The sequence below is a fragment of the Chitinophaga sp. OAE865 genome (assembly GCF_040546735.1).
Classification (GTDB): domain Bacteria; phylum Bacteroidota; class Bacteroidia; order Chitinophagales; family Chitinophagaceae; genus Chitinophaga; species Chitinophaga polysaccharea_A.
This window is the reverse complement of record NZ_JBEPOF010000001.1, coordinates 1505074-1519430: the sequence shown is the minus strand read 5'-3', so window position 1 is coordinate 1519430 and position 14357 is coordinate 1505074. Positions and strand designations below refer to the sequence as shown.

10 protein-coding genes are annotated in these 14357 nt (G+C 47.6%); 7 read left to right on the top strand and 3 right to left on the bottom strand.

Annotation, left to right across the window (positions count from 1 at the left end):
- Nucleotides 1-44: 44 nt before the first annotated feature.
- Both ABIE50_RS06400 and ABIE50_RS06395 read right to left on the bottom strand, forming a co-directional pair.
- The gene (locus ABIE50_RS06400; RefSeq protein WP_209866585.1) at nucleotides 45-1328 is read right to left on the bottom strand and encodes a DEAD/DEAH box helicase; all 1284 of its coding nucleotides are present in this window, start codon (nucleotides 1326-1328) and stop codon (nucleotides 45-47) included.
- Nucleotides 1329-1450: 122 nt separating this feature from the next.
- Nucleotides 1451-1975 (bottom strand): YceI family protein, encoded by a 525-nt coding sequence (locus tag ABIE50_RS06395; protein WP_209866583.1) that lies wholly within the window; start codon nucleotides 1973-1975, stop codon nucleotides 1451-1453.
- A gap of 159 nt (nucleotides 1976-2134) precedes the next feature.
- Between ABIE50_RS06395 and ABIE50_RS06390 the strand changes: the two genes are divergently transcribed.
- A complete protein-coding gene (locus ABIE50_RS06390) occupies nucleotides 2135-2890 on the top strand; it encodes a DUF4184 family protein (RefSeq protein ID WP_209866581.1) in 756 nt (251 codons plus the stop codon).
- Here the strand turns inward: ABIE50_RS06390 and ABIE50_RS06385 are convergent.
- The gene (locus tag ABIE50_RS06385; protein WP_209866579.1) at nucleotides 2866-3552 is read right to left on the bottom strand and encodes an SMI1/KNR4 family protein; all 687 of its coding nucleotides are present in this window, start codon (nucleotides 3550-3552) and stop codon (nucleotides 2866-2868) included. The genes ABIE50_RS06390 and ABIE50_RS06385 overlap by 25 nt on opposite strands.
- Before the next feature lie 22 nt (nucleotides 3553-3574).
- Between ABIE50_RS06385 and ABIE50_RS06380 the strand changes: the two genes are divergently transcribed.
- The 6 genes from ABIE50_RS06380 (at nucleotide 3575) to ABIE50_RS06355 (ending at nucleotide 14344) form a co-directional block, all read left to right on the top strand.
- Nucleotides 3575-4105: a DUF1697 domain-containing protein gene (locus ABIE50_RS06380; RefSeq protein ID WP_209866577.1), complete on the top strand. Its 531-nt coding sequence runs from the start codon at nucleotides 3575-3577 to the stop codon at nucleotides 4103-4105.
- Between the two features lie 73 nt (nucleotides 4106-4178).
- Nucleotides 4179-4652, top strand: coding sequence for an RNA polymerase sigma factor (locus ABIE50_RS06375; RefSeq protein WP_142683954.1), 474 nt, complete (start codon nucleotides 4179-4181; stop codon nucleotides 4650-4652).
- Nucleotides 4653-4656: 4 nt separating this feature from the next.
- Nucleotides 4657-5187 carry a hypothetical protein gene (locus tag ABIE50_RS06370; protein WP_209866576.1) on the top strand — a complete coding sequence of 177 codons (531 nt, stop codon included), beginning with the start codon at nucleotides 4657-4659 and terminating at the stop codon, nucleotides 5185-5187.
- Between the two features lie 102 nt (nucleotides 5188-5289).
- Nucleotides 5290-9306, top strand: coding sequence for a hybrid sensor histidine kinase/response regulator (locus ABIE50_RS06365; protein ID WP_354027896.1), 4017 nt, complete (start codon nucleotides 5290-5292; stop codon nucleotides 9304-9306).
- 227 nt (nucleotides 9307-9533) lie between these two features.
- Nucleotides 9534-12656 (top strand): SusC/RagA family TonB-linked outer membrane protein, encoded by a 3123-nt coding sequence (locus tag ABIE50_RS06360; RefSeq protein WP_209866572.1) that lies wholly within the window; start codon nucleotides 9534-9536, stop codon nucleotides 12654-12656.
- 17 nt (nucleotides 12657-12673) lie between these two features.
- Nucleotides 12674-14344: a RagB/SusD family nutrient uptake outer membrane protein gene (locus tag ABIE50_RS06355; protein ID WP_209866571.1), complete on the top strand. Its 1671-nt coding sequence runs from the start codon at nucleotides 12674-12676 to the stop codon at nucleotides 14342-14344.
- Nucleotides 14345-14357 lie beyond the last annotated feature (13 nt).

The window sequence follows — 14357 nt, the reverse complement described above, 5'->3', positions numbered from 1 at the left end:
TATGTTTGAATGGCGGTCCCGGCGTTAAGCCGGGACCGTTTTGTTTATTTCTTTTTTGCCTTCTTCTTCAAATTTGCCGCTGCTCTCTTCTTCACTTTCTTCTGCAGCTGCTCCATCTCTTTATTATGCTCATCCAGCAATAGCTGCCAGTTATCGTTGGGGATATCTTCAGAGAAGCTGATGGTTTCCCGGTAATCATCTTTATTGATCTTCATTTCAGTAATTTCTTTACCAAGGAATTTCTGGATCTCATCAAGGATGGGCCTTTCTTCTGTACTGCAGAAAGAAACAGCCTGGCCTTTCTGTACGCCGCGCCCGGTACGGCCTACACGGTGTACGTAATTTTCCGGCACATCGGGTAAGTCGTAATTCACTACATAGTCTACATTGGGAATATCAATACCGCGGGCGTTTACATCTGTGGTAACCAGCACTTTGATATCACCTTTTTTGAACTCCTCCATTACGTCCAGGCGATCGCCCTGCTCCTTGCCACCGTGCATGGTAAGGGATTTGATGCCGATACGGGCCATAGCCGCCATTACCCGTTCTGCACGCACTTTGGTGCGTACAAATACGAGGATCTTGCTTTCAGGAAATTCTTTGATCAGTCTTTCCAGGAAAAAACGCTTATCATCCATTTCCACAAAAGCTACCGCATGGCTTACATTTTTGGCAACAGGATCTTTGGGAGATATTTGTATGCGGATAGGATTATTCACTACGGAATATGCCAGGTCCTTAATGTCTTTATTCAGGGTAGCAGAGAAGAAGAGGGTCTGGTGCTCGCGGGGAATGTGTTTGATCACATCGCGGATATCCCGGATAAAACCCAGGTCCAGCATATGATCGGCCTCATCAAGCACGAGGATCTGTACCTGGCTGAGGTCAATATGTCCCTGGTTGATCTGGTCGAACATTCGGCCGGGTGTGGCAATAAGCACATCCACACCTTTTTCCAGTACTTTAATTTGCGGCCCCTGGTCCACTCCTCCTACGAGAGCGAGAATGGAGAGGTCGGTATACTGTGCGATTGACTGGAAAACTTCTGCGATCTGGATAGCAAGCTCCCGGGTAGGTACCATAACAAGGCATTTCACCTCGTATTTACCCTTCCGGTAGCGGCGGTCCTGCTGTTGCAGGCGGTGCAGAATGGGAATGGCGAAAGCAGCCGTTTTACCGGTACCGGTTTGGGCTACGGCCATTACATCGTCCCCATTGAGGATGGAGGGAATTGCCTTAAACTGTATGTCTGTAGGCTTTTTAAAGCCCATTTCTGCTAAACTTTCCTTTATTTCCGGGGAGATATTATACTGTTCAAATTTCATGTGCTGCTATTGGAAAGCACAAAGATAGCCAATAGGCGTTAGCTTTCCTTTTTTAACCAAATAGCCGCGGAGAAGAAAGGAAATCCTTCTTCTCCGCGGCCATTTTTACTTATGGGTGAAAATTATTCTTTCACCAGCTGTATTTCCATGTTAAGTTTTACTTCATCACTAAGTACAATTCCTCCGGCTTCAGTGGTGGCGTTCCAGCGTAAGCCGTAATCCGCCCTGTGAAGACGGCCCTTGAGCGCAAAGCCTGCCTTCGTTTGCCCATATGGATCTACAGTTACTCCTCCATGCAATACATCCAGTTCAATGGGATGTGTTTCCCCTTTAATCGTCAGCTCACCAAGTAATTTGTACTTCTCGTCATCTATTTTCTTTACTTTTTTAGAAACGAAGCTGATCTTCGGGTGATTGGTAGCGTCAAAAAATTCACCATTGCGTAAATGCTCGTCTCGTTGCTTGTTCTGTGTATCAATACTATCCGCTGCTGCTTCAAAAGAGATCCTGGCGTCACGAAAATCGTCGCTCTCTGTTTGAATGGTCCCGGTAAAACGGGTAAAATATCCGCTCACGTTTGTAATCATGAGATGCTTAACTTTGAATCCTATTTCGCTGTGTGATTCATCAATTTTCCAGTTTGCCATAGCACATTGTTTTTATGTTTTCAAAGACTTAATAAAAATAAGTGTAAATCACGGCAACAGCGTTGGACATTTTACCGGAAATGATGGACGATTATAACATTAACATTTCGTTATAAGATTTATTAAAATTGAATTAAATTTATAAGACAATTCCCTAAGATGCCATTTACGATTTCACACGCAGCGATTGTTGTTCCCTTTACAAATACCTCCCGCAAATACCTGTCAGCAACTGGTTTAATTATCGGCAGCATGGTACCCGATTTTTTATACTTCATCTTACTGAATCCTTATTTCAATGGCGGGCATCAATGGTGGGGAATTTTCGTATATGACATACCGTTAGCCATCCTGCTGGCATACGGCTACCACGGAATTGTAAAACCGGTAGTGATTCCTTACCTGCCGGCATGGGCCAGCGACCGGTTATACCTGTTCAGGCCGTTTAACTGGGATGCCTATTTCCGTGAACATTATGCTGTAGTGATCTACTCCATCCTCATTGGCGTGCTTACCCATTTCTTCCTGGATGCATTCACACACCAGGAAGGAAAATTTGTATTACATATACACTTTTTACAAAGGGATATTACAGTGGCGCGTCATCCCATGAAAATGTGGTACCTGATGCAATATATCAGTTCCCTAGCAGGTTTGCTGGTGATGCTTTATTTCTTCCTGAAACTGCCCAGGGTAAATAATCTCCCAAAAGTACCCCTGCAGCTGAAAGCCCGCTTCTGGGCCATACTGGCTGCTTTAAGCGGACTGGTGTTATTGCTGAATGAGCATTTTCATCATATCGACTGTAAGAACATGGATTACCTGGCCACCGCATTGGGTGGCGTTTTCTACGGGTTGCTGCTTACCGTTGGGTGGTATTGGTGGGTCACTTATTCATCGCGGTCGATGCGGTAGCTCCATTCCATTTGCAGCGTGCTCATAATAGCATTGTATTTCTCTTCCCGGTTAGTGCCTGTATAAATGCCATTCACCTGCCCGTTTTGTTCCGTAGTGAATACCAGGATATCTTCATAATCGTTGGTGAAAAAACGCAGCAACTGGTTGGAAATACCGGTTTGCTCCTGCCAGTTGGCGGTAACAAGGGCAATACGTTCCGGTGTAAGATCCTCTTCCAGGTCGGTGAAAGCCGTATGGGCAAGTCCGCCTAAAGCACCGTTCCACCAGGCCATCGACAATAAAAAATGTTCGGTGGTATCAGCATCGGTAAACCATTCTCTCCGGGCACTGTCGTAAGTACCGTATACCGGCGGATTTGGCATGCCCAGGTCTGCCTTTTCAATCCCCCATAACACCACTGCCTGGTTCTCTTCGTAAAACACCAGGTGATCATCTTCCGAAAATCCTATCTCTCCCAGGGAAGTTAAACGGTTAAAACTATCGTTCACCATTTTGTTTTTACCTATGGTAAGATAATATTGGCGCAGGGTTGCAGGTAACTGAATCTTCAGGCGGTTTTCCAGTGCTGCAATTTCTGCTTCCGAATACCCCTGATTGGCATCTTCCGGTAAGTTGTATAATTTGTGGATGATCTGTAAATAGTGCATGATAACAAACATACAAAGTAAAGTTGATAACCATATGACCAGATACGTTGCTTTTTTAAGAGCGGTGAATGTCGGAAAAAGGATCGTGAAGATGGAGCACCTGCGACAGCTGCTGGATGCAGCAGGCTTCAAAAACATAACCACCTATATACAAAGCGGGAATGTGATGTTTGCTTCCCGCAGCAATAATGCTGCTGCATTATCGGAGAAAATAGAAAAGTTGTTGCTGGCCACTTACGGTTTTGAGGTGCCCGCCATTATCCGGCAGGTATCCGAACTGGAAAACGTCATAAAAAACACGCCGTTCCCCGGTGTAGTTCCGGATAAGACAACACAGGTATACATTACTTTCCTTTCCGGCAATGCCGGCCCGCATGCACCGGGCGTAATAGCCTCGCTGCAATCAGCCGCAGAAACCCTTCATATGAACAACAGGGAAGTATATACCCTGATCAGGAAAAACCTGGAAATAAAACCCCTTGATGTGATTGCACGACTGGAAAAAAAACTGGGCATCCCCTGCACTACCCGCAACTGGGCAACAGTAAACAAGGTAATCTGGTAAAGGATTGAAGATATTTTTTGGTGAGAGTGTAAGTTTTTTCCACGCAATACAACTAACCAGGTAAATAAACTGTATGGACCAATCCGCATTTCCCGATACGATACAGCAGCACCAGGGCATTCTGCATAAGTTGTGCCGCCTGTACCGCGACAGCCGGGAAGACAGGGAGGATCTGTTCCAGGAGATGATCTACCAGCTGTGGAAATCCTATCCTTCATTTGCAGGCAATGCACGCATCAGTACATGGATCTACCGGGTGGCGCTCAATACCGCGCTGGCGGACTTCCGGCGTAAACAACCGCGCATCACCTATACCGATAGCTTACCCGATATACCCGATAACAGCGGACAGCCTACATCTGTGCAGCAGGACCAGCTTTTTGCCGCGCTCAAACAGCTGAGCGATGCAGAGAAAGCCATCATCGCGCTATACCTGGAAGATATGAGCTACCAGGAAATTGCCGATATCATTGGGATAGACGAAAATTACGTAGGCGTAAAACTCAACAGGATTAAAAGTAAGATCAAAAATATTTTAAAATTATAATTATATGGATCCTTTAAAATCAGCCTGGGACAGTACTCCCACTCCCAGCAGCAACATTGCCGCTATTATGAGCCGGCACACTTCTCCCGTATTAAAAGATATCAGGAAACAGGTAATACTGGAAGCCATCGGGTACAGTATTTTCCTCCTGGTGTACTACGATTTTTTTGACGGCGACAAAAAACCTTTTTACCTGAACCTGTTGCTGGTTGCTTCTGTATTGTGTATGCTTGCACAAAGCGTTACCGGTTATATACTGGCCCGTTATCCTGCAGCAGAGTATAACCTGCTGGAAAGTATGCGGAAAAAACTGCAGCACATCAGGAAATATGCCCTGGTTTCTATCTTCACAAAAATCCTTGCCTTTGCCGGTATCTTTGCCTTCTTCATTTTAAGTGTCCGCTGGACACAATATAAGTCCCTCCTGATGATCCTGCTCATCCTTGTTATTGCGGCACAGGCGTATTTCCAATGGAAAATATGGGCAGGAAGGATTTACCGGGTGAAGCAAACAATAGACGAATTAAACCCATAAACAGATTTTATTGGTGGTAATCTCTGGCAGAAATAATAGCTTTATAGCTGTTAAAATGAGCCTATGCACGGTGTGAGGAAAATCTGTTTTATCATATTATTGTTGAGCATTATAACGGGAGATAGCTTCGCTATCAACTATCCCATCAGGTACCTGGGTATAGAAGACGGTCTTTCGAACAATGCCGTTCTCAGCGTATACCAGGACCACAAAGGGTTTATGTGGTTTGGCACTTATGATGGGCTGAACAGGTTTGACGGATACAAATTCAGGATCTACCGGAATAAGATCAACGACAGCACTTCTCTCCTGGATAACGGCGTATACACCCTGGCAGACGATACCCATCACCAGCTTTGGGTGGGCGGCCGCAGAGGCGTTTGTGTATTCAACCCGGTAAACGAAAAATTCTCATTGCCCCGTTATACCCCCCTTAACAGCAAAGGGGCGCGTATCATCAGCGAAAATACCCATACCATTAAATCAGATGAAGCCGGCAACATTCTGATAGGCACAGAAAAAAGCGGGTTGCTGCTGTTCAATAACCAGCAGACCACCGGCAAACAGATTCCTTTAACAACAAACCGTGGCGGTATTACCGGTTATGAAGTAACCGCCATTGAATTCAGCGGCACTGCCGCCTGGGTATTTGTACAGGATATAGGCTTATGCCGGTACGATATAACCAGGCAGCAGTTAACCATCATCAACAGGGATATTACCAGGGGCAACTGCCTTACTGCCGACAAGGCAGGCAATATCTGGCTGGGAACAGATACCGGTATATTCCGTTATGTTCCATCTACCGGCAAATACACCGGGAATGTGTTACCTGTAAACAGCAAAATGGTGAACCTCTACATTGGTAACGACGGCATAATGTGGAGCGCCTCCGATGGCAACGGTATTTACCTGGTAAATACATTAAACGGTACCGCCAGTTCATTTACCTCTGCCGGCGAACAACAACTGAGCAGCAACGCAGTGTACTCCATTTATGAGGACCGCCAGGGCCGGAAGTGGATTGGCACCCTGCGCGGCGGTATCAATATCGTGGAACCCAAACCCAACCCTTTTGAACTAAATATCCCCAACAACGACCCTGTGGCCAGGGCGGTGGAAAATTTTATCTTCTCTTTTTGTGAAGACAAATACCAGAATATCTGGATAGGTACCGATGGTGGGGGGCTTAAATACTGGAACCGGGAGCATAACAGCTGGACCACCTACAGCCATACCGGGAACAACAAAACAGGTATCAGCAGTAATTTTATAACCTCCATTGTACAGGATGCCCGGCAGGACCTGTGGATCTCCACCTGGTTCGGAGGCGTAAACCGCTATAACCCGGCCACCCGTTCCTTTGAGCATTTTGTATGTTTTAACCCCTACACCCGGGCAGCCGAAAATAACGTATGGCTGGTATACGAAGACCGGCAGCAACAGGTTTGGGCCAGCACTACCAACAATGGTACCCTGTACCGGTTTAACCGGCAGCAAAACCGCTTCGAGCTTTTTGACAGCAGCCTGGTGAACCTGCAATGCCTGGCAGAAGACAAGGACGGACAACTGTGGGGAGGCAACTATTCCACTCTTATCCGGATAGACCAGGAACGGAAACAGCACCAGCGTTTTAACATAGGGTATACTGTGCGCTCCATCCACCAGGACCGGAACGGAGCATTTTGGATAGGCACCGACGGTGGCGGACTATTACGTTTTGACCGGAAAAACGGAAATTATACACGATTCACCACCTCAGAAGGACTTCCCAGCAACTCCATCCTGCGGATGCTTGAAGACAAAAGCGGCAACCTTTGGCTCAGCACTTTTAACGGGTTATCAAGGTTTGACCCACAGAAAAAGAGCTTCCGTAATTTTTCCGCTTCCGATGGGCTCCAGAGTAACCAGTTCAGTTTTAACGCCGCCCTGAAATTACAATCCGGCGAGATGCTGTTTGGCGGTATCAAAGGGTTCAATATATTTTATCCAGATAGTATCTACCCTCAAACTACTATCCCACCGGTACTGTTAACCGCCGTGAGGATTAATAATACCTCTGTTACGGAGCAGGACCAGTATGTGTCTGAACGGAGCCAGGAAGAGATCCGGGAAATAACTGTGCCCTACGATAAAGCCACCATTGCATTTGACTTTGTGGCGCTGGAATATACCCTGCCGGACAAGATCAGCTACGCCTACCGCCTGAAGGGATGGGACAACAACTGGAACTACGTGGGGCAAACCAGGACTGCCAACTATACCCATCTGCAGGAAGGAAGCTACATTTTTGAGCTGAAAGCCAGCAATGCCGACGGGTTGTGGGGCCATGCCATACATACCGTATCTGTAGTGGTATTGCCCCCATGGTACAGAACCTGGTGGGCTTACCTCCTTTACATAAGCAGCATTATGGCCGCTATTTACGGGTATATAAAGTATAAAGCACGGGAAGAGAGATTAAAATATGAAATAAAGCTGGCCCATCTTGAAAATGAGAAGGAAAAAGAACTGAATGAGAAGAAGCTCTCTTTCTTCACTAATATTTCCCACGAATTCCGGACGCCTCTTACGCTGATCATCAACCCGCTGAAAGAGCTGCTGCAAAACAGGGACTACCCCGATCTGAGTGTGGTGTATCGCAATGCCCGGCGCCTGCTTAGCCTGGTGGATCAGCTCCTGCTATTCCGTAAGGCCGACCGGGAGGCTGATCAGCTGAATCTTTCCAGGCTTGATATTGTACACCTTTGTAAAGAAGTATACCTGTGCTTTTCCGAACAGGCCAGGATAAAACAGATCGATTACCGCTTCCTGTGCCAGTATACGCAACTGGAAATATATGGCGACAGTGAAAAACTGGAAATCGCTATTTTCAACCTCCTGTCCAATGCCTTTAAGTTTACTCCTGAAAACGGAAGTATCACTTTTGAGGTGTCCGGCAATGAAACAGATATTGGTATTATTATAACAGACAGCGGTTGTGGCATAGACGGCAGCGCGGGCAACCGGATCTTCGAAAAGTTCCGGCGGGCGCAGGACCGGAAAGAGTCGCTGCAAACTGGCTTTGGGATTGGATTGTACCTGGTGAAACATTTTATTGACAGTCACCATGGCACTATTACCTACCAGAGCGAAATAAACAAAGGCACTTCTTTTCATATTACCCTGAAGAAAGGGAACCGGCATTTTGAGGGCATCTTACTAAGGGAAGATGCTCCGCAAAAATCCGCTTTCCTGGAAGAACTAGCCACGGTGGCTGCTTTACCCAAACCGGATCACCGGGAAGCGGAAGCTGCCCCCGCCACTACTACCATTACCGAGAAGAAATCCATCCTGCTGATCGACGATCATGATGAAATACGGCAATACCTCCAGCAGCTGTTCCAGGACCGGTTCATTGTATATGAAGCCGACAATGGGACCAGCGGGTTTGCCGCCGTCCAGAAATTTATGCCCGACCTGGTGATCAGCGACATACAGATGCAGGGGATGGATGGAGTGGAGCTTTGTACCAAGATCAAACAAACAGATACCGTGAGTCATATCCCGGTGATCCTGCTTACCGGGTCGTCGGCATCCGATACAAGGCTTCGGGGACTTGAAGGCGGTGCAGATGACTATATCACCAAGCCATTCGACAAAGACCTGCTGATGGCCAAAGTGAATAACATCATTAAGAACCGCAACCTGCTCCAGCAGTATTTCTTTGACCGTATTACCCTGAAAAACAGCAATATTAAAGTACCTGCCGAATACCAGGATTTCCTGAAGCGGTGCATCGAAATTATTGAAGACAACCTGGAAAACGAGGAATTCTCCATTAAAAAATTCACCCTTGAAATAGGGATGAGCCATTCCAGTTTGTATAAAAAGGTGAAATCCATTTCCGGGCAAACCATAAATTCCTTCATCCGGTCTATCCGCCTCCGGAAAGCCGCTGTACTGTTACTCAAGGAGAACTATACCATAACGCAGGCCGCCATGCAGGTGGGCATTGGTGATGTGAAGTACTTCCGCGAACAGTTTGTAAAACTGTTCGGAATGAACCCCTCCGATTATGTAAAAAAATACCGGCATTCATTTAACCGGGACTTCAATGTTACAGAAAGTGAGGGGTAAAACTACTGAATCAGCCATGGTTAAGGCTTTAAAATGTACTTAGAAGAGATGTACCAGGAAATACCCCCTGCTATATTTTACGATTTTACCCCCTTTTTTAAATGATTTACCCCCTCTATGATCTCTGGCAGGCATAGTACATTGCAGGTATCATGATAAGGATGTGTGTATCCTTCATGCAGCCAAAACGGGTTTTCCACTCTTCCAATTCATTAAACTATTACGTTATGAAAAAATTGTTATCCGGAACGGACTATCAGAAGTTTGTCCTTTTGCGGAGCCAACCTTTCCCTTGCCTTTTGCTGGCATTCACTTTATTGCTGATGGGAATGAAAGTGCAGGCGCAACAAGGCACTGTTACAGGAAAAGTATCTGACGCCAGCGAACCGGTGCCCGGTGTTACAGTACGTGTGAAAAATAAGGCGGCCGGCACACTTACAGATGCTACCGGCAAATTTTCTCTCAACGCTGCGCCAGGCGACACCCTGATATTCAACCATATCTCCTACGAGGCGCTGACTGTGCCGGTGAGGAACCTGTCTCCCTTAACAATATCACTGACGCCACTGAGCAAAAGTGTGAATGAAGTGGTGGTAGTGGGATATGGCACCCAGAAAAAGGCCACACTAACCGGGTCTATTTCCGTGGTTAAAGGAGCAGACATTGTGCAGAGCCCCCAACCTAACGTATCGAATGCCCTCACAGGGCGCTTTTCCGGGATCATTGCCAACAACCGTTCCGGTGAGCCGGGATACGATGGGTCCCGCATCACCATCCGCGGATTGGCCACCACCGGCAATAACGATGTGCTGATGGTAGTGGACGGGGTACCCGGGCAGATAGGCGGTTTGGAGCGCCTGGACCCTAATGATATTGAAAGCATCTCCATACTCAAAGACGCATCTGCCGCCGTATATGGCAGCAGGGCGGCCAATGGCGTTATGCTCATTACTACCAAGAGAGGTAAAACCGGTAAACCTGTGATCAATTACAGCTTTAACCAGGGATTTTCCTCCCCCAGCCGCCTGCCTAAAATGGCCGATGCCGCCACTTATGCGCAGATCAGGAATGAGATCCAGTATTATAACAACCCTGCCGGTGGTATGAACCAGTTTTATACCGATGAGCAGATCCAGAAATTCCGCGACGGTTCAGACCCGGTAAATTATCCTAACACCGACTGGCAGAAGGCTACGCTGAAAAAAACAGCTACCCAGAACCAGCATAGTTTATCTGTAAACGGTGGCGGTGAAAATGTACGGTACTATGTGTCTCTCGGTATGATCAACCAGGATGGGTTGTATAAAAGCGGGGTGACCAAATACAACCAGTATAACTTCCGGTCTAATATAGATGCTGATGTAACCAAGCGGTTAAAGGTAAGCCTGTATTTATCCGGCCGCCAGGAAGACCGCCTGTATCCTACTACCAGTGCCGGTGACATTTTCCGGGGTATTTACCGCGCCTACCCAACAGTGCTGGACAGGTATCCCAACGGTTTGCCTACCACCGGTATTGAGAACAATAACCCCATCATGCAGGTAACCGACGCCGGTGGAACTGCCCGCAACCCCACACAGGTATTTAACGGTATCCTGAAAGGATCGTATGCCATCCCTGGTGTGGAAGGGTTATCCCTGGACGGATTCTTATCGGCCGACAAATCCTGGAGCTCCAATAAAGTTTTCAGCACACCTTATAAAGTATACACGTTTAATGCCGCTACACAGTCGTACGACAAAACCGTAGTAGGCGGTTCCAACGGGCTGGCATCCCTTGCCCAGCAACAGCGGAACATGTCGCTGATCACTTCCAATATTAAACTGAACTTTACCCGCCGTTTTGGCCAGCACAATATAACCGCCCTGGTGGGTTATGAGCAAAGCCAAACCAACAGGGATACCCTGGGTGCATCGCGCCTGAATTTCCCGACGCCTCAGACACCGGAAATGTCGCAGGGAGGATCTGCCGCTACCGATAAAGACAATTCCGGTACCAGCTACAGCTTCACCAGGAAAAGTTATTTCGGAAGAATTGCCTACGACTATATGGAAAAATACCTGCTGGAAGTACAGGCCCGCTACGACGGCTCCTCTACCTTCCCTAAAGGTGAGCAATATGGTTTCTTCCCGTCAGTATCTGCCGGATGGCGCGTTTCAAAAGAAGAGTGGTTTAAAAACATAAGCTTCATCAATGATCTGAAACTACGTGGTTCCTATGGTACATTGGGTAACGACAACGTGGGATTGTTCCAGTATTTTGATAACTACTCTTTCGTTAACCAATACGTAGTAGGCGGCCAGATCATACCAGGTATCGATCTTACCAAACTGGGCAACCCGTTCATTACCTGGGAAATTGCCCGGAAAATGGACCTTGGCCTCAACATGGCCTTCCTCCAACACTTTAACCTGGAGTTTATTTACTTCCAGCAGAAGCGTTCCAAGATCCTTACCCAGCGTAATGCATCGCTGCCGCAAACTTCCGGTATCGTGAATCCGTTTGATCCGAATACACCACTGGTGCCTGCCGAAAATATCGGTAAGGTGAACAGCAACGGTATTGAAGCTACCCTGGGATATGACAATACAACCGGAGGCGGTTTTCACTACAACGTATCAGGTAACATCACCTATGCCAAAAATAAGATCATCTTTATAGATGAGGCTCCCGGCACCTTGCCTTATCAAAGACAAACCGGCGGCCCGATGAATACCTCCCTGCTGTATGATGCCATCGGTATATTCCGTACAGCCGACGAGCTGAATAAGTATCCCCACCCGGCGGGCACACAACTGGGCGACCTGATTTACAGGGATGTGAACAACGACGGACAAATCAATGCAGACGACCAGGTAAGAACAAAGTATGGCAATATTCCTGAGATCACCTACGGTATTATATTAGGCGGTGATTACAAAGGATTTGATTTGTCGCTGTTATTTGCCGGGCAGGCAAACGTGAGCCAGTATGTGCTCCCCGAATCCGGCACCATCGGTAATTACTACAGCAGCTGGGCAGACAACCGCTGGAGCCCTTCCAATCCCAACGGCTCTTACCCGAGGGTAGATGAACGCGCTTCCTCTTCCATCAGCGGCGGCCGCTTTGCCAACACCTTCTGGCTCAACGACGCTTCCTTCCTTCGTTTGAAAAACGTATCGCTGGGCTATACTTTCAGCTCCGGGGTTTTATCACGTATCAAAATCGGTAGCCTGAGAGTATATGCCAACGCATTTAACCTTTTCACCCTTACCAGGGTAAAAGATTATGATCCCGAAGGAACCAGCAGCAGCGGGCAGTTTTACCCCCAACAGCGGATTATCAATTTGGGTGTAAATGTTAGATTCTAAACCAGAAAAAAAAAGTCATGAAAACAACGCACTTTATATACAGCTTAGCTTTAGCCGCCACAGGATTACTGGCATCCTGCAAGCAGGATTACCTGAACATTACGCCAACAGACCGTATCCTGGGCGAGGCCGTACTGGCCGATTCCGCCCTGTTCCAGAATTATGTGATCAACCGGTACCTGAGCATCAAACTGCAGGACAAGGAAGGAGAAGGTACTAATCCAGGTTTCGGAAGAGGTTTTGAATACGGGCTGTGGAGCTCCATTACCGACGAATCTATTTATAATAATGATGATAATACCTGGGTTATCCAGCAGGGACAGGTAGCGCCGGAAAATACCGGTATTGCAGGTACGATCTGGGGAAGAAGCTATCGTAGTATCCGGGAATGTAACTACGCACTGAATAACATCGACAGCGTGGAAATGAGCGTTGCCCTCCGTAAAAAGCTAACCGCTGAACTGCGTTTTATCCGTGCCTACCGGTACCACGACCTGATCCGCAACTATGGCGGCGTAGTGATGATGGGCGATAAAGAATACCAGCTCACCGACAACCTCACCGACCCGGCATTATTTAAAAGAGCAACCCTGAAAGAATCCATGGATTATGCCGTGAGCGAGCTTACCGCCGCAGCCGCAGACCTGCCGCTCACCAACGATGATAGCTGGAAACTTGGCAGAGCCACCAAAGGCGCCGCACTGGCGCTGAAAGCACGCCTGCTGTTGTATGCCGCCAGTCCTCTTTACAATGTTGGCACCTGGCAGGCAGCAGCCGACGCCGCAAAAGCAGTGATGGACCTGTCGCAATACACCCTGGCGGCAGATTACAGCCAGTTGTTCATAAAGCCGGATAACAACGAAATTATTTTTGGCCGGCGTTATGCCGTGGGCGCGCGCCACGTGTGCCTGGAAATATCCAATGGCCCTAATGGCTATGGCGGATGGGCCGGTAACACGCCGCTGCAGAACCTCGTAGACGCTTATGAAATGAAGAACGGTAAGCAGATTACCGATCCTACCTCCGGCTACAATCCGCAAAACCCTTATGCGAACAGGGATGCGCGGTTCTATGCTACCATCCTCTATAATGGCGCTTCTTACCGGGGATCTACTATACAAACATTTTCCCCCGGTGGAAAAGACGGAAAAGATGGCCCTTCCAACTGGAACTCTACCAAAACGGGTTACTATCTCCGCAAATTCATGGACGATAACAACCCTATAGACAATCCCTGGAACGTAGCCGGGTTACAGCCCTGGATCTACATCCGGTATGCAGAGATACTGCTGAACTATGCAGAAGCGCAAAATGAAGCCACAGGCCCTGATGCCAGTGTATATGCAGCCGTAAACCAGATCCGCCAACGCAGCAGCGTGCAGCAACCCGCACTTACGCCTGGCTTAAGCAAAGACCAGATGCGGACCGCTATTCAACATGAAAGACAGGTTGAACTGGCATTTGAAGAACATCGCTTTTATGATGTACGGCGGTGGAAAACTGCGATCGTAACAGAAAACGTACCCGCTTACGGTGTAGACGTTGCCGTTAGTGGTGGTGTATATACCTATACGAGAAAAATAGCGCTGAAGGATCGCCTGTTCAGTGAAAAAAATTACTGGCTGCCTATTCCGAGAGCTGATATACTGGCCTCCAACGGGCAACTGGAGCAGAACAAAGGCTATTAAATCCTCATCCGCT